Genomic DNA, 18,207 nt, shown 5'->3' on the forward strand with positions numbered 1-18,207 from the left:
TATACTTTTTATGAAAAATATGGCTCTTATAAAAGCCGTATCTAGGAGAAGATTATGGATTTATTTCAAAAATGTAAGGATTACACCGTTGCACGCGAAGCGATGGCAGCGGGTTTTTATCCTTATTTTCATGCACTCAACACCAAACAAGACACCGAAGTGGTTATGGACGGCGTAAAAGTTATTATGCTGGGTTCAAACAATTATCTGGGGCTGACTGTTCACCCTGACGTAATAAAAGCGGGAGTGGATGCTCTTAACACCTTTGGTTCAGGCTGCTCGGGGTCAAGGTTTTTAAACGGTACTCTAAAACAGCACATAAACATTGAAAAAGATTTTGCCGAGTTCCTAAATAAAGAAGCGGCACTCACCTTCTCAACCGGTTTCACGGCAAACCTTGCTATAATCAGTTGTATTGCCGGCAGAAATGACTATATAGTCATAGACAAAGAAAGCCACGCCAGCATTTATGACGGGGCCAAGCTTAGTTTTGCAAAAATGCTCAGATATGAACACAACAACATGAAAGACCTTGAAGAGCAGCTTAAAAGCGTTCCTGAAGGCAAAGGTATCTTTATAGTTACCGACGGTGTGTTTAGCATGGAGGGAGATCTTTGCAGACTTCCAGAAATTGTAGCACTTAAAAAGAAGTATAATGCTCGCCTTATGGTGGATGATGCTCACGGCTTTGGAATTCTGGGCAACCACGGCAGAGGCACAGCTGACCATTTCGGACTAACCGATGAAGTTGATATAATTATGGGTACCTTTTCAAAAAGTTTGGCCTCTCTCGGCGGATTTATGGCAGCAAGTGCCGAAGTGTGCCACTATGTTCAGCACAATTCCCGTCCGTTTATATTCTGCGCTTCTCTGCCCCCTTCAAACGTGGCGTGTGCTCAGGCAGCTCTTGATATAATCAAAAAAGATGACAGCCGTACCAAACGCATATTGGAGCTGGCTGATTATACCCGCAAAAAATTTAAGGAAAATCATATCCCTTATGTTAACAGTGACGCTCCTATAATACCCATTGTAATCGGCGGCGACATTGAAACCTTTCATGTGTGCATGGAGTTGTTTGAAGAGGGTGTATATGTAAACCCTGTTATTGCTCCCGCTGCTCCTGCCGGAGGCGCCATGATAAGAACAAGTCTTATGGCAACCCTTACAAACGAGCAGATTGACCGTGCAGTTATAATTATAGCCAAAGTAATTGGCAAGCATGGCCTGCTCACCAATCAAAAGGAGCCGCAGAAATAAAGCTCGCGCCTTTGTAAATTTATTTAAACTTAACTTTTCGTAATAATTTAATAAAAAAACACCGCAAAGGTGTTTTTTATTATATTTTTTTATCGTACATTCAGTGTATCGCTTCAATAAGTCCAAAGTTACCGTCAAGTCTGCGATAAAGCACATTCACATTTTTTGTTTCTTTGTTTAGGAACACATAAAAGGTGTTGCCAAGATTGTCAAGTGTCTGCATTGCTTCATCAACGCTGATTGGCGTCAACTCATAGGTTTTGTGCTTTACGATACGCTCATCCTCAAAGGTAGGAATTTCTTTAAAAAACAGTAAGTCCTGCGGAGCAAGTGTAAGCCGTTTAATTTTGCTCTCACTCTTGTCAGAATACTTTATAACCTGCCGCTCAATTCTTGTCAGTGCCTCATCTAAATTAGATGACATGTCATCACTCACAGCTTCTGCCCTAAAAAATACACCTGTGCCCTTTATTGTAACTTCAAATTTGCTGAGCTTGCCTTCTTGCTTGCAGTGTATAGTAGCATTTGCTGTGTCGTCAAAATATTTTGAAAGCTTTTGTACCTTTTTTTCAATTAGCTCCTTCAAATCTTTGTGTAAATTATATCCCTTAGTCAAAATTTCTAATTTCATATTAAACCTCCTATGGCTTCTCATTTAAAACATTAACTTATTACAGTTTACTAAAAATCCTATTTTTTAGCAAATGTTTTATTGGTCTTACAAAATCATTTTTAACTCTTCCTGCAATTCAGAGTGGGCAAAGCCCGTATGGAATCGCCGCTTATTATGCCGTTGCACTGCTAAACGACAGCTTTCCGTCCGTAGCATCCACATAAATCATAGTGTTGCTAAGCGTGCCGCTCAGCAATCCGTCAGCGATTTTGTCCTCTATCTCCTGCTGAATAAGGCGTTTAAGCGGTCTTGCGCCATACTCATAGCTGGTGCCCTTTTCAACCAGATACTTAAGAGCATTCTCAGTAAGTCTCAGTATTATGCCGCTGCTCTCCAGCCGTTTGTTAAGATTGTTTATCATAATTGTAGCAATATGTGCAAGCTGCTCCCCATTAAGTGGTTGAAATACTGTTATTACATCAATTCTGTTTAAAAACTCGGGCTTGAATTTACGCTTAACAGCGCTCATAATAACTTCTCTGGCTTTTTCATAGTCATATGACGGAATTTCAACCTCGCTGCCAAATCCAAGCGTATTGCTTATAGTATTGAGTTCGGATATTCCGCAGTTTGAAGTGAGAATTATAACAGTATTTTTAAAGTTGACCGTTCGGCCCTGACTGTCTGTGAGCCGCCCGTCATCCAAAACTTGAAGTAATATATTAAATACCTCGAGGTGAGCTTTTTCTATCTCGTCAAACAGCACTACCGAATAGGGTTTGCGCCTCACCTGCTCAGTGAGCTGCCCGCCCTCGTCAAAGCCAACATATCCGGGTGGTGCTCCGATAAGCTTTGCCACCGAGTGGCTTTCCATATATTCACTCATATCAAGCCTGATTATATTATTTTCGTTGTCAAACATAGCCTCGGCCAAAGCCTTGCAAAGTTCAGTCTTACCCACACCGGTTTGCCCCAAAAATAGGAATGACCCAATAGGCCGCTTGCTCTCGCCAAGACCCACTCTGCTTCGTCTGATGGCCTTAGAAACAGCTGTAACAGCTTCATCCTGACCGATAACACGCTTATGCAAAATCTCTTCAAGCTTCATAAGGCGCTCTTTCTCACTTTCTGTAATTTTGCTCACCGGCACGCCCGTCCACTTGGCCACCACCTCGGCAATTTCATTTTCACCAATAGCAGGTTCTGCCTTAGGCTGCTCAAGATTATAGCGTTTCTTTTCTTCTTCAATTTCCTTAACCAGCACCATCATTTCACGGTTCAGCCGTTCAGTTATTTCATAGTTGTGCTGAATTGATGCCTCCTGATATTTTTTGTGCATATCATTAAACTTATTGAGCTTATTATTTATGCTGTCGGGCATAATAGTTCCGCTCACCCGAGCACGGCTGCTGGCCTCATCAATGAGGTCAATCGCTTTGTCAGGCAGGTTTCTGTCCATAATATACCTGTCACTCAGCTTAGCGGCAGCTATAATAGCTTCATCTGTTATCTTAACTTTGTGAAAGGCCTCGTAGCTATCCTTAAGCCCCCGCAAAATTAGTATGGTTTCATCAACCGAAGGAGGATTTACCATAATTGGCTGAAACCTTCGCTCAAGAGCCTTGTCTTTTTCAATAAACTTTCTATATTCATCAGTTGTGGTAGCTCCGATTGTCTGAAGCTCACCTCTCGCGAGATACGGCTTTAGCATATCCGCCGGATTAATGTCTCCCTTTTCAGAGCCCGCTTGCGCCAGCGTATGAATTTCATCAATAAAAACTATAATGTTTTTGTTTTCGATAATAGTTTCAATAGCATCTTTAAGGCGTTTTTCCATTTCACCTCTATATTTTGTGCCGGCCATAAGTCCGCCGATATCAAGTGAATAGATTATCTTATCCCTCAAAACCTGCGGCACACGCCCCTTTGCTACAGCAAGAGCCAACCCATCAACCACTGCAGATTTACCTACACCCGCTTCACCGATAAGAATTGGATTATTCTTGGTCTTGCGGCACAGAATTTCTATAATCCTCTCGGTTTCTTTATCACGCCCGATTATCGGGTCTATCTTGCCGGCCCTTGCCTTTTGAGTAATATCATAGCCCATTTCAAGCAGATTTTCAGGCAGAGTTTTTTCGGATGCTGCAGTCTCAGGCCTTCCGTAACTGTTGCTAAACTCCTCAATATTCGCCCCCTGCAGCTCTTCTTGCAAATTGCGGCGCATGCTATCTATATCCACATTAAAATAATCACTTAGAAGTATTACAGCATAAGTGTCAACGTTATAAAGAATTGAAAGTAAAAGATGCTCGGCGCACACAAACGGATGGCCGACATTGCCGGCAATATTGGAGGCTACCAACAAAATATTTTTGCTCACAGGGCTAAGCTCGGGCCCAAATCCCATTCTGGCTTGCCCTACGCCGCCGTTAGCACTAAACCACGCCAAAAGCTTTTCTTTTGTAACGCCGTCCTCTTTAAGCATACGGCAGGCAAGAGATTGCACAGCTGTTATGCCATACAAAATATGTTCACTGCCAACCTGCCCTTTTCCTGTTTTTGAGGCTATCTCACATGCCGCCTTAAATGTCTTTGCGGCACTTTCAGTAAATTTAACTTCCATATATATCTCCTTTATTTATAAAACTTAAGTCACTCTATCATTGTAAATATAACTTTTTGACACATCAATCCTGCGATACGTCATTGCAAGCCCAAAAGGCACGGCAATCTCTTGGCATCAGATTAAGCATTGAGATTGCTTCGTCATTTCATTCCTCGCAATGACATGGTCTAACTGTCATTAGTAACCAAATCGCCGCTGTTTCGTAATTTATTTACCAATATGTTTTTGAGTATCTGCGCCCTAAGCTTGTTTTCCATATCAATGTGAAGCCCCAGCGCTTTGGGTGCAATAGCGGCATCTATCACCTCGGCCTGCGGCAGTGTCAACACTCCGTGAACAAGCAACTCTTGCAACATATATCCGGCGTCCTTATAACTTATTTCTCCTTCAAGCAATTGTATAAGTCTGTTAATAAACTCATCCTTGGTGTTTTGTATCTTTATAAGCCTTATATATCCCCCGCCCCCGCGCTGGCTCTCAGTCACAAATCCGCGGTTAAAGTTGAACCTTGTTGTTAAAACATAATTTATCTGGCTGGGCGCGCAGTTAAAATATTGCGCCAAATAATTGCGCGACAAACTGAGTTCATTGTCCTGACCCAGCGTAGATATAATAAACTGCTCTATTATGTCGGAAATATTTGCCATATTTCTCCTTTCTTTCAGGAGTTACTCACTCCGCTGCCCCACATTCATCCAAAAGCTAGTCAAGAAAAATATATGTAAAATTCCACTCACTTTGACTTTCTTTGACTTTCATATTATATCACCCTGTAATTTTGTTGTCAAATATTTTTTATATATTTTTTTAAAAAATCGCCAACAAAAAAATCCAAAACAAATGTTTTGGATTTCTCAAGTTTTTATCTATGTTTTGCTCTAAAAACCAGTCCTACCGTTCCCGGGCCGCAGTGGGTGCCGATTATGGCACCAATCGGAATTATCCATACATTGGCGTCACGCCCTACAATTTTATATACCTCTTCCTGCAAAGTTTTGGCATCGGTTTCGTTGCTTGCATGTGCTACAATTATTGGAAAGTCAGCTACACCGTCACCGGTTTCCTGCATGAGACTGACAAGCTTGGATATAATCCCCCTCCAACCTTTTGTGGTTGAATACTTAACAATCTTACCCTCAGCGTCACACTTACAAATAGGTTTTATTCCAAGCATAGTGCCGCCGATGGCAGCCATTGCCGAGATTCTGCCGCCGCGTTTGAGATAGAACAAATCGTCCATTCCAAAATAACACGCAATGTGTTGTTTCAGGTCCTCTAAAAATAAAACAATCTCTTCAAAAGACTTACCTGATTTATACATTTTTGCGGCAGTATACACCATAACTCCGGACTGCATCGTAACACCCAAGGTGTCTACAAAAAGCAATTTACGTTCAGGGTATTTTGCAAGCAACTTATCCCTAACATTCGGTAAAACCTTATAAGAACCGGTAAGTGAGCCCGAGAAGTGTATGAACAAAACATCCTCTCCCTTAGCAAGATATTTTTCAAAGGTTTCTTCAAAAGTAAATTCATTTATAAGAGCAGTCTTTGACACTATTCCCTTTTTTAGAGATGCATAAAATTCGTCTAATTTATTAAGCGGCAAAGATGTCTCAAGATCAACCCCGTCAAGAGCAATAGGAATATGTATAACCTCAAGGTTAAATTCCTTAACATGATTTTCCCACATATCACAAGCGGTATCGCAAATAATCACACCCATATAAGTCTCCTTCTTTGGTAGATTTATAACCTTTAAAAAAGTATATCAAATTGTTCTGTTTTTTCAAAACAAAAAACACCTGTTTAGGGCAAAACCTTTCAAAATTTTACCTAAGATTATATTGGCACAAAAAACAAACAAATCACGGCTAAAACTTGTTCTTATAAACCTCTTCGCCTGCCTTAATTTTTTCAATGTAGCGTCTGGTTTCTTCATAGGGTATATGCTTTAGGGTTATTCCGTCGTCACTTAGGCTCAAATCTTTGAGCCATTTTCTTACAGTCCCCTCACCCGCGTTATATGCGGCAAGCGCAGTATACGGGTCAGAAAACCTATCAAACAAATATCTCATATAGCAGCACCCAAACTCAATATTTGTACCTGCTTCCCAGAGCATATCCTGACTGAACTGCTCATTTTTGACAGCTGCTATATATTCGCCCGTTGAGGGTAAAATCTGCATAAGCCCGATGGCGCCGGCACGCGAATATGCATCCTTGTTATATCCGCTTTCAGCATTGATGACCGAGGCCACAATTTCGGGTCTGATGTGATATTGAGCGGCGCTGGCTAAAATATCTTCCTTATAATTAAATGGATAGACTCTGGAATAATAAACCACGAGCACCAGCACCAGAACAAGTACTGCACTCATGGTTATTGAACCTATTATAAAGATTAATCTTTTTGTATCCTTCACAATTTTATATTATGCAGCAGAAGAATATTTTATTGATTTTCTTGGCAATTTTTTAAATTAAAGTATTGCATTAACAAAATCTTCAGCGCTAAATTCATCTAAATCGTCTATTTTTTCACCAACACCTATAAAGCTTACGGGCACATCAAGCTCTTTTATAATGCTGAACACCACTCCGCCTTTGCTGGTGCCGTCAAGCTTGGTGAGGATTATCCCGTCAATTCCGATAGCATCCTTAAAGGCATTGACTTGTGCAATCGAATTCTGCCCGATTGTAGCGTCAAGAACTATCAAATTTTTTATGTTAGCATCAGGACTTTCCCGCTTTGTTACTCTGCCGATTTTCTTAAGTTCCTCCATGAGATTAACCTTTGTGTGAAGCCGCCCTGCTGTATCTATTATCAAAACATCGGTATTCTTTGCTTTTGCGCTTGCAATACCGTCAAAAACCACCGCCGCGGCATCAGCACCCTCGGCGTGCTTAATTATTTTTACGTTACTCCTGTTTGCCCACTCGTTCAATTGCTCGCTGGCAGCAGCCCTAAAGGTGTCACCGGCAACCAATGTTACTGACTTTTTTTTGTCGCTGAAGTATCTAGCCAGCTTGCCTATAGTAGTGGTCTTACCAACTCCGTTTACACCCACAATCATAAGTACACAAGGATAAGATAAATCCAGCTTTTGAGGTTTTTCCAAAATATTTGTCAAAACCTTTCGCAAAGCTTCCTTAGCATCCTCGGCTTTTTTAATTTTGCCTTTTTTTACTTCTGTTTTCAGATTGTTTAAAATCTCTTCAGCAGCAGCAGTGCCAACATCTGAGCTTATTAAAACAAGCTCCAGCTCTTCATAAAATTCGTCGTTTATTTCGCCCTTAAAAAGTGCCGTCCACTTCGCCGCCAAATTATCTTTTGTCTTTTTAAGTCCTCCCAAAAGTCTTTTAAAAAATCCCATTTCCTCTCTCCCTTCCTTATCCTATCGGGTGTTTATAATGCGATGAAATAAACAAATCAAAGCGATGTTACAATCATTCACAATAAATGTTTATGTATACCTCTAAACAAATTAATACTTAATTGCCCCGTGTCAGCAATATCTAATCGGACTTTTTGTTGTGAGGCAAAATATTTTTGGCTGCTTCGGCGCTTTTGCCAAACAGCAAAAATCCGAGGAGATATTGCTGGTATAGACGACTTGAACAATTTTAAAATTTATATACAAGCAATATTATTTTACTTTGCGTTTGCAACAGCATCGGAAAGATTTACTGCCACCACCTTAGAAACACCCTTCTCCTCCATTGTCACACCATAAAGCCTGTCGCCAAGCTCCATAGTTGGCTTACGGTGAGTAATTACAATAAATTGAGTATCTTCAGCAAAACGTTTTAGATATTTTGCAAACCGCTCAACGTTAGAATCATCAAGTGCCGCCTCAATTTCATCAAGCAAACAGAACGGCATAGGACGCAGTCTTAAAATTGCAAACAATATCGCAATTGCCGTAAGAGCTTTTTCGCCTCCGCTGAGAAGCGTTATGCTCTGAAGCTTTTTGCCCGGAGGCTCAGCTATAATATCAACACCGGCGTCAAGCGGGTCGCCCGATTCACTTTCAACCAACTGAAGCCTTGCGTTTCCTCCGCCAAACAGCTCCCTGAATATCTTGCTGAAGTTGACCTGAATTTTGCTGAACTCACTGTCAAATCTGGCAGTCATCTCCTGCGAAAGTTCGGTGATAATTGTTATAAGGTCCTGCTTGGCCTTAATCAAATCGTCGGCCTGATTAGACATCTCGAAGAACCTTTCGCCCACAAGCTTACATTCTTCAATGGCGTTTACGTTTACATAGCCAAGCTTGGCTATCTCTTTTTTAAGTATGCTTGTCTGAACCAGCCCGTTGTGCAGGTCATAACCATCTTCCTTATATTCAAGGCAGGTTGAATAAGTAAGCTCATACTCTTCAAATATGCGCTCCTGCATAGCCTCGATATCTGTGTCTACCTTTGCAAGTGCCATATCTTCTTGATACCTCTTTCCGGTTGCTCTGTTCATGTCTGCTGTAAGGTTATTTCGGTCCTCGTCTATAATCTTAAGTTCCACCTGAAGCTTCTGCTTGTGCTCATCAAGGCTTCCAAGCTCCGCTTTAACCCTGTCAAGTTTGTCCATGTTTTCTTTATATGATTTTTCATCCTGACTAAGCGAAACTGCCCCATTATTTGAGCTAAGGTTATCTTCTGTTTTTGCTATTTGGTCACTCAGACGCAAAATCTCGCCCTCAGCGGCGGCTTCAATGTTCTTAAGCCTCTGAATTTCGGTGTCTAAAACTCCGATTTCGCTCTCAAGCGCTGCCACCTTAATTCGCAGTTCCGTCATGCGTTCATGGGTCTTGTCACGCCTGATTTTGATTGCATCCAGCATCTTCTGTTTTGCATCAATACCAGTGTTGGCAACAACACCTCCTTTGCCGTCGTCAATCTTTGAAATCGCGCTGTCAATGGCCATGATGTTATTTTGTATACCCATTCTTTCAGTATCAAGCAAAATTCTCTCTTTGTCGTGTTCTTCAAGATATATCCTGCACTGTTCAAGGGTTTGATTTTCAGCAGCCAAAGAAAGCTGAGCCTTTACAACATCATCACTCAGTTTATCTGTTTCATCTGTCAGTTTTTCAATCGTTTTTTGAAGCGATATTTTTGCGCTCATAAGCTCTTTTGCATTCGCCTCAAGCTTGGCTATTTGTCCTTTAAGGTCATCTATCTCAACCTCACGCGACAGCAGGTTTGCAGTGATAGCCTTTGCGCTTCCCCCCGACATAGACCCCTGAGGATAAATTGTATCTCCGTCAAGGGTAACTATTTTAAATGCAAAATTAGATTTTTTTGCAAGCTCTACCGCATCATCAATGGTGCCCACAACAACTGTTCTGCCCAGCAAACTTTCAAACACAGGAGTGAGTTTCTGGTCAAACTTTATGATTCTGCTGGCAACACCATAACAGTTTTTGACCTTCAAAAATTCTTCTTCGTCACGGCCGAGCGTTTTGGGTTTCATTGTTGCAATCGGTAAAAAAGTCGCCCTGCCCAGGTCGTTCCGTTTAAGATAATTTATAAGGTCCTTGCTGTCTTTTTCGTTTCTGGTAATAATATTTTGAACAGCACTGCCCAAAGCCACCTCTATAGCTGTTTCAAATCCCTGAGGTATTGTAATTGACCCCGACACCAAACCTACAATCTTTTGTTTCAGGTCGGCATTGTTTTTACTGTCTTGCATCAGGCGCTTTATGCTATAAGCATACCCTTCATACGCCAACTGCATATCCTCCAAAACCTTCTTGCGGTTTTGCATGATTGCCACATTCGAAACACTTTTCATAACAGCCTCATTGTTTTCAGCGAGCTGCTTCTGCAACCCTTCAAGCTGTTCTGTTTTTTGTTCAAGGCTTGTTTTTAGGCCGGTATATTTCTCTTCCGCCTTTTGAGACTTGTCCTGACTGTTAGTCAGTTGCTTCTGACGCTCGCCAATCTTTTGACTAAGCCCCGCGATTTTCTTTTCAAGGTCTTTAATGTTGCTGCTATAAGCCTCTTTTTGAGCTTTTAAGGCACTAAGATTTGATTTTATATCACTGAACTTAGAAAGTGCCTCAATCACACCCCTCTGTTCCTCTTCGCTTTTGTGAGCCTCATCAACAATGGAAAGATATTCTTTTTGTGTTTGTTCACTCTGTTGTTTGAGGGTATCTAATTCCTTTTGTTTTTCACTTCTTTTGTTTAGCGTCTTTTCTATGTGAGTTCTGGCGAGTTTAGCAGTCTCTTTCTGCTCAGTTAACTCTTCTTCAAGCTTTTTCTTTTCTTCGCTGAGAAACTTTATCCTCTCTTTTATAACATTGGCTTCCCCTGTACGCTTTTCTATACCGACAGTCAGCTCCAGAATTTTGTTGTGCAGGCCTTCCATAGTTTTGTCAATGCCGCTAATCTCATCCATATTTTTGTTATACTTTTCATTGGCGCTGTCAAGCATCTGTTGTTTAAGTGCAATTTCTTCACTTAACGCGTCTATCTTTTCCTGAATTTTGGCCTTGTTGTCGCTGGCGCTTTCAAATTGATAAACATAGGTATTTATTTCAAAATGTTTTAGCTGGTCCCTAAACTCCAAATACTTCCTTGCATTTTCAGCCTGCTTTTTAAGCGGCCCCAGCTGCCTGTCAACCTCACTTAAAATATCCTGAACACGTGTCAGGTTTTCGTCAGTCCTCAAAAGCTTTCTTTCAGCCTCAATCTTGCGCTGCTTAAACTTGGATATGCCCGCAGCCTCTTCAAAAATAGCTCTTCGGTTTTCGGGCTTGGCGTTTATAATTTCATCTACCTTCCCTTGACCTATAATAGAATAGCCGTCCCTGCCTATTCCGCTGTCGTGCAAAGCGTCAACAATATCCTTTAACCTGCAGGGTGTGCGGTTAATAAGGTATTCACTTTCGCCCGAGCGGTAAAGCTTTCGGGTTATGACCATCTCGTCAAAATTTAGATTAAAAATTCGGGCGGTGTTGTCAAAAACAAGTGAAACCTCACAAAAACTGAGGCTTTTTCTTCTTTCGGTTCCGTTAAAAATAACGTCCTGCATGCTGGTTCCGCGCAAAAGCTTTGAACTCTGCTCACCCAAAACCCATCTCACAGCATCGGCAACATTACTCTTGCCACAACCATTGGGTCCCACAATACAAGTAACACCGTTTTCAAATTTAATTTCCAGCCGGTCAGCAAAGGATTTAAATCCCGCCAACTCAATTTGTTTAAAATTTACCATTGGTCTACCCTTTTAAGTTCATAATTTTGTATTATAATTCAGCACTTTTCCTTATCATTTTATTATTTCCATTATTGTTTCTTAATTAAATTGTCTCGTCACTTCCTTGTCTTGTTGACAGCTCGGCCTGCTTCTGATATGACAGAAAAAGTCTCAGTCCTTTGTTATTTTGTTAAGTGCCTGCTCGGCTGCACTCATCTGGGAATGTTTCTTGCTGTTACCGCTGCCAACACCGCATAGCTGTCCGCCAATAAATACCTTAGAATAATATTTACCATCTTCCTGCGGTTTTTCAGGCGTATCATACTTTGGAAGCTCGCCGCCATCCTTCTGTGTAATCTGCTGAAGACGGGTTTTGAAGTCATTGTCTTGAGCTATAAGCTTTTCAAAGTCAAAGTGAGTTTTTAAAAATTTCAGGCAGTCACCCAAATCCCTGCTGTCCTGCCAAATAGCACCTATAATAGCTTCAACCAAATCAGCCTTTGCTTTTATGTCCTCAATGTCACCCTTACCGTCAAAGCTCCTGCCAAGCCGAATGTTTTCAAAAAACTTTTCTCCAACCTTTGACAGAACTTCGTTTTTGTTAATCCTTGAGCGATTTTGCGTAAGCTCCCCTGCTGTTGCAATCTTATGGTTATTAAATAAATAATCACTGATAAGCATATTAAGCACACTGTCACCAAGATATTCAAGACGTTCGTTGCTGAGCTCATTATATTCATTGGCATAAGAAGCATGCGTAAATGCCTGTTTCAAAAGCCCGGGGTCTTTAAATTCATAACCAATACTTACTTTTTTCATCATTCCCCCGAATATTGAAGCGCAGAAAGTTTATCTATCAAACCGGCTTTGTGCATCTTGACAATCTGCTCAATTGAAGCCAAAAAGGTTCGGTCAAGGCTTGAGCCGTGGGTTTTTACTACCAGCTTCTTAACCCCAAGCAATGGTGAGCCGGGATAGTTGGTATAATCCAGCTTCTTTTTTAGCTGCTTAAATGTAGGCTTCAAAAGAAGTCCGCCCATTTTGCCAAGAGCTGTGGATTTAATCTGCTTTTTTATCAAATTAAGACTGAACGCCATTGTTCCTTCAGTAGATTTAATAAGCACATTGCCGGCAAAACCATCAGCTACAACAACGTCATAGTTTCCGCTCAAAAAGTCTCTGGCTTCCATGCTGCCTGCATAGTTAATGTCTTTTAGTTTTTTAAGCTCTTCATGAGCCTGCTTGACAAGCTCGTTTCCCTTGTGTTCTTCCGTTCCGACATTAAGAAGGCCCACTCTGGGGTTTTCAATGCCAAAAATATTTTTCATATATATGCTGCCCATCATGGCAAAGTGCACCAGATTTATGGGCTTGCAATCCATATTTGCGCCAACATCAATCGGCATAACCCACTCGCCTTTGATTGTAGGAAAAAGCGGCGCCAAACTTGGACGTGATATTCCGGCAATTCTTCCTATCTTCAAAAATCCTCCGGTAAGTATGGCTCCCGTGCTGCCGGCCGACACCAAACCTACAACATCATCCTGCTTGAGAATGTCAAACGCCCGCACCAATGAAGAGTCGGTTTTTGCTTTAATTGCTTCAACAGGTGGCTCATTGTTTCCTATCACCTGAGTGGTATGCACAATCGATATTTTGTCACCGGTATAGTTTATATCCTTCAAAACTTGTTTGAGCTGAGTTTCGTCTCCTGTAATTATAATTTCAAGTTCGGGGTTGTTTGTGACTGCCGTCACTGCCCCTTTAACTGCCTCCAGCGGAGCGTTATCTCCGCCAAAACCATCAAGTACTATTTTCATTTATTCTCTCCTTGGGGCGCTCCCCACTGCGGGTGTCTTCACCCGCCGGCCCGCACAAAAGCACGGGCCACCCCGCCCTTGCGGGCGGGGCGTGGGGAGCGCCATTATTCATACTTTTATTTTACTATAAAACACGCCATTTTACAAGCATTTTATAGACAAAAAATTAAACCTCTTTCCCCCGAACGACTCTGCAGGCGATGAAGTCACCGAAGCCTTAGTGAAGTGATAGGTGGCCACATCTTCCCCAACAAAAAACTACCACAATTGTGATAGTCTTTTAATTCTTACTTCTTTGCTTCTTCTTTTTGCTTTACCACTTCTTTGCCGTTATAATATCCGCATTTTGAGCAAACAACATGCGGTAAAATCTGCTCTTTACAATGCGGACAAACCACCAAAGTAACCTGAGCGGCCTTGGAGTTTGCCGAATTACGTCTTCTGGTTCTTGCCTTGGAAGTCTTCTTCTTAGGAACTGCCATTAAAATTTCCTCCTAGTTTTAAGTTCATTTAGTCTAGTGATTATACCTGCTTTTGCTTGGTTTGTCAACTCTTTTTTATGGGAAAATACAATTGTTTAATAGCAGTTTTCACTATACATCATTACAAGTAAGTTTTACTGACTAAGCAATCTTAAAGTTAAAGTACTTATACCATGAGATTGCCGCGTTCACTATGCTTCTGCAATAACAGTAAATCCCTCAATTTAAAAAAATTCTGCATTTTTATTTGGCTTAAAACCTCGGTTGTTGTATAATTACATTATAAACGAGAAAAAACCTATGAAACAGACAAAAATTTGTGCCATTATATGTGAATATAACCCTCTTCACAACGGGCACGCCCTACAACTTAATAAGGCAAGGGAGCTCAGCGGCTGCGACCATGTTTTGTGTATAATGAGCGGAAATTTTACGCAGCGGGGTGACGCTGCGGTGTTATCCAAGCACAAACGCGCCTATATCGCCCTGCACGCCGAAGCTGACGCCGTAGTGCATTTACCTACCGCTTTTTCATGTTGCAGCGCAGAAGTTTTTGCTTTGGCTGCATGTGTTATAGCAAACAGCTTTAAAAATGTAACTCACCTATGCTTTGGCAGCGAATGCGGCGACATCTGGCCGCTTCTTGACGCAGCCGAATTTTTCCGTGATGAGCCAAAAGCCTATTCACAAAAATTGAAGGCATTTCTGCTTGAAGGTCAAAGCTATAACTCTGCTAGGCTAAAAGCTCTTGAGTCCACCGAAAACACCAATATTATGCAAACGGTATCAAGTCCAAATAATATTCTTGGAGTAGAATATATCAAAGCCCTCAAAATATTGAAGTCAGCCATTACGCCAATAACAGTCAGACGTCAAACAGAAACCGTCAGCGAAAACAAGGTGACCACCTTTGCTTCCTCCACAACCATACGAAATGAGCTATATAAATCAAACAACCCCAAAAGCACTGCCGCAGCCATGCCCAAACCGATATTCAAACTGTTTAAGCAGGAAATTGAAAAACAAGGTATTCTCAACATTAAGCTATTTGACCAGCTCAAGCTAAATAGCTTACGCCTAATCAAACCCGAACAGCTCCAGCAAGTTTTTGATGTAAATGAAGGCTTAGAAAACAGACTTATAACTCTTAGCAGAACCAGCCCCGACTTCATGTCGTTTATGAAAAGCACTTTGACAAAGCGTTATTCCGAGCGCAAAATAAACCGCATTGCAATCGGCAGCATGACAGGTATAAATAAGGATATAATAAAAGAGTTATACCGAACACTGAAACTCCCTTATATCAAACTGCTTGCTGCTAAAAAAAGCGTACTGCCATACCTTGAGTGCTCTGTGCCGTTCATAACCCGCTCCAGCGAAACCAAAGACCTAAGCTGCGCCATATCCGAAATTGAAGAGCGGGCTGATGCACTTTATACGCAGCTAAATAATCTCAAAACCGTAAATGTACCCTATTTAATGCAGCAGCCGGTTATAATTTAAGAACTCAATTATCTTTTTATAAAAAAGCCGGCGGAAAGACCGTCGCCAAAAGGTTTTTATTGTGTTATACACAAACCGAGCTGAATAACACATGCAACCCGCATATGACGATGAGAAAAATCTTTTGAAAGGAGGAATTTATGAAAAAAGTCATGTCTAAAGCCGATCAGGACAAGTGGAACAAGCGTTATATGGAGCTTGCAGAATTTATAAGTAATTGGAGCACCTGCATCAGAGACAAGCGTCAGGTGGGGGCTGTTATTGTCAAAAATAACCGCCTTATGACATTGGGATATAACGGAGCTCCCTCAAATATTCAAAACTGCCGTGAGCGCGGGTATTGCATAAGAGAGCGCGACAATATCGCAAGCGGCACCTGCATGGAACACTGCTACTCCATCTGCGCCGAGCAAAACGCTATAATTCAGGCAGCAAAGCTGGGGCTTAGTGTTGAAGGTGCTGTTATGTATAGCACACTTAGCCCCTGTCCCAACTGCGCACGGGCAATAATTACCAGCGGAATTGAAAAAGTATATTATAAACATGACTATACTAATGACTTCTCACGCTCATTATTCAAAGAAGCCGGTGTAGAGCTTATACAAATAAAAACCTAGCTATCACCTAGAAAATACCGCACAGTGCGGTATTTTTTATTCTTCTTCTAAACCCTCTGCAAAATATAGCGCGTCACATTCACTTATGTTAATCGGAGTTTCCTTAATCTCAGCCTTCTTTGGTTTTTTGCCGGTGGTAACCAGCTTTTTTATATCATCCATAACAGCAGCCGCGGCAGCTCTCCCATACTCAAGCGATTTTTGCATCTCACTCTTTCTAAAAAATGCCGGCGACACATCGGGCTGATAGACAGATATAAACACATCGCCCCGGTCCTTTTGAATGTCCACCTGATTTTTAAGCATAAGGTGCACCGAACTCATTGAAACCTCAAATACGTTTTTAAGCCGCCCAAAAGGCTTATATGTTCCGCATAAGTCCACAGCAATAACAACGTCAGCTCCAAGCGCGCGTAAAACATCCACAGGCAGGTTGTTGACTACCCCGCCGTCAATCAATATCATATTCTCTTTTTTCACCGGAGAAAATGCCAGCGGAACAGATATGCTGGCACGTACTGCTTCCGCCAAATCTCCGCTGTCAAATATAACCTCCCTTCCGGTTTTCAAGTCACAGGCAACGCATCTAAACGGTATCTTAAGGTCGTCAAAAGTTTTTCCGCCAACCATATCATTAAGATATTTTTCTACATGCCTCCCACGCATAACTCCGTCAGGATACAGCGGATTGAGATTTAAGTCCACAATTTTATGGCGCTTGAAACTATCTACCAAATCAAGCATCTTGTCAATCTCAACACCCGAAGCAAAGGCCCCGCCCACAAGCGAACCGATTGAAGTGCCCGTAATCATATCTATTTTTATGTTGTTTTTGACAAGCTCCTCTAAAACTCCCACATGAGCAATGCCAAGAGCCGCTCCGCCTCCCAAACATAAACCCACTTTTAAGTCTTTCATATATCCTCCTCGGCATATACATAAAATGTATACATGCTATTTGTCTAGTATAACAGATTTTTAAGCTGAGACCAAAACAATTTGAGGAGGTTTTATGAAAGCACTTACAAAGAAGATAGACAGCGACGCTGTCTTGATTATCCTGCTCCTTTTTTTGATTGCAATAATAGCAATAAATCCTCACAAATATGCAGCCTCCAGCTTAAGCGGGCTCACAGTTTGGGCCACAGCCGTACTTCCGGGGCTTCTGCCCTTTTGTTTCATAACCAAAATACTCTCATCTATTCCCAAAATTCAAAATCTCACAAAACCTCTTGGTGCCGTCACCAAAAAGCTTTATAATACCGGCGGAATTTCGGGCTACATATTTTTTATGAGCATTATGTCAGGCTATCCGTTGGGAAGCAAACTCACGGCGGAGCTTTTTAAAAATAATATGCTCACCCGCGGAGAGGCACACCGCATAACAGCGTTTTCGTCCACCTCAGGGCCGGCCTTTGTGCTGGGCACCGTATCGGTTTTGATAGGAAGCGGTATCGGTGTGATTATATTTATCTCCCACATAATCGGCGCTGTTTTAAACGGACTGCTTTACCGAAAAGTTCAGTTTGACAAAACTGAGGAGCGCACCTATACTTCACAAAAGCCACTGAACCTGCTCAACGACAGCATGTATAATACTGTTATATCCTGCCTTGTAGTAGGCGGATTTATAACCGTCTCATTTGTGTTTATTGATATTCTGCTTGCTACAAATATTTTGTCTCCTGTCATAACTGTTGTCAATATGATAATACCAGGCCTTGGTCTGCCCGTAGGCTGCGGGCTTGTGGAACTTACCCGCGGCGTTATTGAGGCCTCAAGACTTTCAATACCCTCCATCACACTCACTGCATTGTGTTCGGGGCTTATATCCTTTGGAGGATTGTCAATCCACCTTCAAAGCATGGTGTTTTTAAAGGAATGTAACATCTCCTACCGCTATTTTGCACTCACAAAATTCACCCATGCAATCCTTTCGGTGGGAGTATGTCTGCTTATAAATTTGATAATTTAAAAAGTGCATAAAAAAGTAAAAATTTCATTATTTTTGCTCACTCTGGCTATTGACATTAAGTTGTTTGTATGCTATGATGCAAATATAACAAGGGGGATAAAAAT

At 41.5% G+C, this 18,207-nt stretch carries 15 protein-coding genes; 4 read left to right on the forward strand and 11 right to left on the reverse strand.

The genetic code is table 11. The annotated features are described in order from the left end of the window. Nucleotides 1-54: 54 nt before the first annotated feature. Nucleotides 55-1,260: a pyridoxal phosphate-dependent aminotransferase family protein gene (locus LBN07_03330; protein MDR0850488.1), complete on the forward strand. Its 1,206-nt coding sequence runs from the start codon at nucleotides 55-57 to the stop codon at nucleotides 1,258-1,260. Nucleotides 1,261-1,360: 100 nt separating this feature from the next. Here LBN07_03330 and raiA read toward each other — a convergent pair whose 3' ends face one another. The 10 genes from raiA to rpmF all read right to left on the reverse strand — a co-directional run bounded on the left by raiA (nucleotide 1,361) and on the right by rpmF (nucleotide 14,008). After that, nucleotides 1,361-1,891 carry a ribosome-associated translation inhibitor RaiA gene (gene raiA / locus LBN07_03335; protein MDR0850489.1) on the reverse strand — a complete coding sequence of 177 codons (531 nt, stop codon included), beginning with the start codon at nucleotides 1,889-1,891 and terminating at the stop codon, nucleotides 1,361-1,363. A gap of 154 nt (nucleotides 1,892-2,045) precedes the next feature. Further along, a complete protein-coding gene (locus tag LBN07_03340) occupies nucleotides 2,046-4,499 on the reverse strand; it encodes an ATP-dependent Clp protease ATP-binding subunit (GenBank protein MDR0850490.1) in 2,454 nt (817 codons plus the stop codon). 170 nt (nucleotides 4,500-4,669) lie between these two features. Next, on the reverse strand, nucleotides 4,670-5,149 hold the full coding sequence (locus tag LBN07_03345) for a CtsR family transcriptional regulator (GenBank protein ID MDR0850491.1): 480 nt from the start codon (nucleotides 5,147-5,149) through the stop codon (nucleotides 4,670-4,672). Nucleotides 5,150-5,364: 215 nt separating this feature from the next. Then, nucleotides 5,365-6,228 (reverse strand): DegV family protein, encoded by an 864-nt coding sequence (locus LBN07_03350; protein MDR0850492.1) that lies wholly within the window; start codon nucleotides 6,226-6,228, stop codon nucleotides 5,365-5,367. A gap of 148 nt (nucleotides 6,229-6,376) precedes the next feature. Beyond that, on the reverse strand, nucleotides 6,377-6,928 hold the full coding sequence (locus tag LBN07_03355; GenBank protein MDR0850493.1) for a lytic transglycosylase domain-containing protein: 552 nt from the start codon (nucleotides 6,926-6,928) through the stop codon (nucleotides 6,377-6,379). Nucleotides 6,929-6,985: 57 nt separating this feature from the next. Then, nucleotides 6,986-7,879 (reverse strand): signal recognition particle-docking protein FtsY, encoded by an 894-nt coding sequence (ftsY, locus tag LBN07_03360; protein MDR0850494.1) that lies wholly within the window; start codon nucleotides 7,877-7,879, stop codon nucleotides 6,986-6,988. 278 nt (nucleotides 7,880-8,157) lie between these two features. Continuing rightward, entirely contained in the window at nucleotides 8,158-11,724 is a 3,567-nt protein-coding gene (smc, locus tag LBN07_03365) for a chromosome segregation protein SMC (GenBank protein MDR0850495.1), read from the reverse strand. A gap of 153 nt (nucleotides 11,725-11,877) precedes the next feature. Continuing rightward, nucleotides 11,878-12,525, reverse strand: a complete 648-nt coding sequence (rnc, locus tag LBN07_03370; protein MDR0850496.1) for a ribonuclease III — start codon at nucleotides 12,523-12,525, stop codon at nucleotides 11,878-11,880. Further along, nucleotides 12,525-13,526 (reverse strand): phosphate acyltransferase PlsX, encoded by a 1,002-nt coding sequence (gene plsX, locus LBN07_03375; protein ID MDR0850497.1) that lies wholly within the window; start codon nucleotides 13,524-13,526, stop codon nucleotides 12,525-12,527. The genes rnc and plsX overlap by 1 nt, the downstream gene beginning before the upstream one ends. Before the next feature lie 287 nt (nucleotides 13,527-13,813). Then, nucleotides 13,814-14,008, reverse strand: coding sequence for a 50S ribosomal protein L32 (gene rpmF, locus LBN07_03380; protein MDR0850498.1), 195 nt, complete (start codon nucleotides 14,006-14,008; stop codon nucleotides 13,814-13,816). 300 nt (nucleotides 14,009-14,308) lie between these two features. Here rpmF and LBN07_03385 point away from each other — a divergent pair, with 300 nt between their 5' ends. Both LBN07_03385 and LBN07_03390 read left to right on the forward strand, forming a co-directional pair. Further along, complete coding sequence (locus LBN07_03385; GenBank protein ID MDR0850499.1) at nucleotides 14,309-15,511, forward strand: nucleotidyltransferase family protein; 1,203 nt, start codon at nucleotides 14,309-14,311, stop codon at nucleotides 15,509-15,511. Nucleotides 15,512-15,651: 140 nt separating this feature from the next. Then, a complete protein-coding gene (locus tag LBN07_03390) occupies nucleotides 15,652-16,128 on the forward strand; it encodes a dCMP deaminase family protein (GenBank protein MDR0850500.1) in 477 nt (158 codons plus the stop codon). A 36-nt stretch (nucleotides 16,129-16,164) separates the two neighbouring features. Here LBN07_03390 and LBN07_03395 read toward each other — a convergent pair whose 3' ends face one another. Further along, nucleotides 16,165-17,046, reverse strand: coding sequence for a patatin-like phospholipase family protein (locus LBN07_03395; GenBank protein MDR0850501.1), 882 nt, complete (start codon nucleotides 17,044-17,046; stop codon nucleotides 16,165-16,167). Between the two features lie 94 nt (nucleotides 17,047-17,140). Here LBN07_03395 and LBN07_03400 point away from each other — a divergent pair, with 94 nt between their 5' ends. Then, nucleotides 17,141-18,103, forward strand: coding sequence for a hypothetical protein (locus tag LBN07_03400; GenBank protein ID MDR0850502.1), 963 nt, complete (start codon nucleotides 17,141-17,143; stop codon nucleotides 18,101-18,103). Nucleotides 18,104-18,207 lie beyond the last annotated feature (104 nt).

It is taken from the genome of Christensenellaceae bacterium, assembly GCA_031260975.1.
In the GTDB taxonomy this organism is placed as follows: Bacteria; Bacillota; Clostridia; order Christensenellales; family UBA1242; genus JAISKJ01.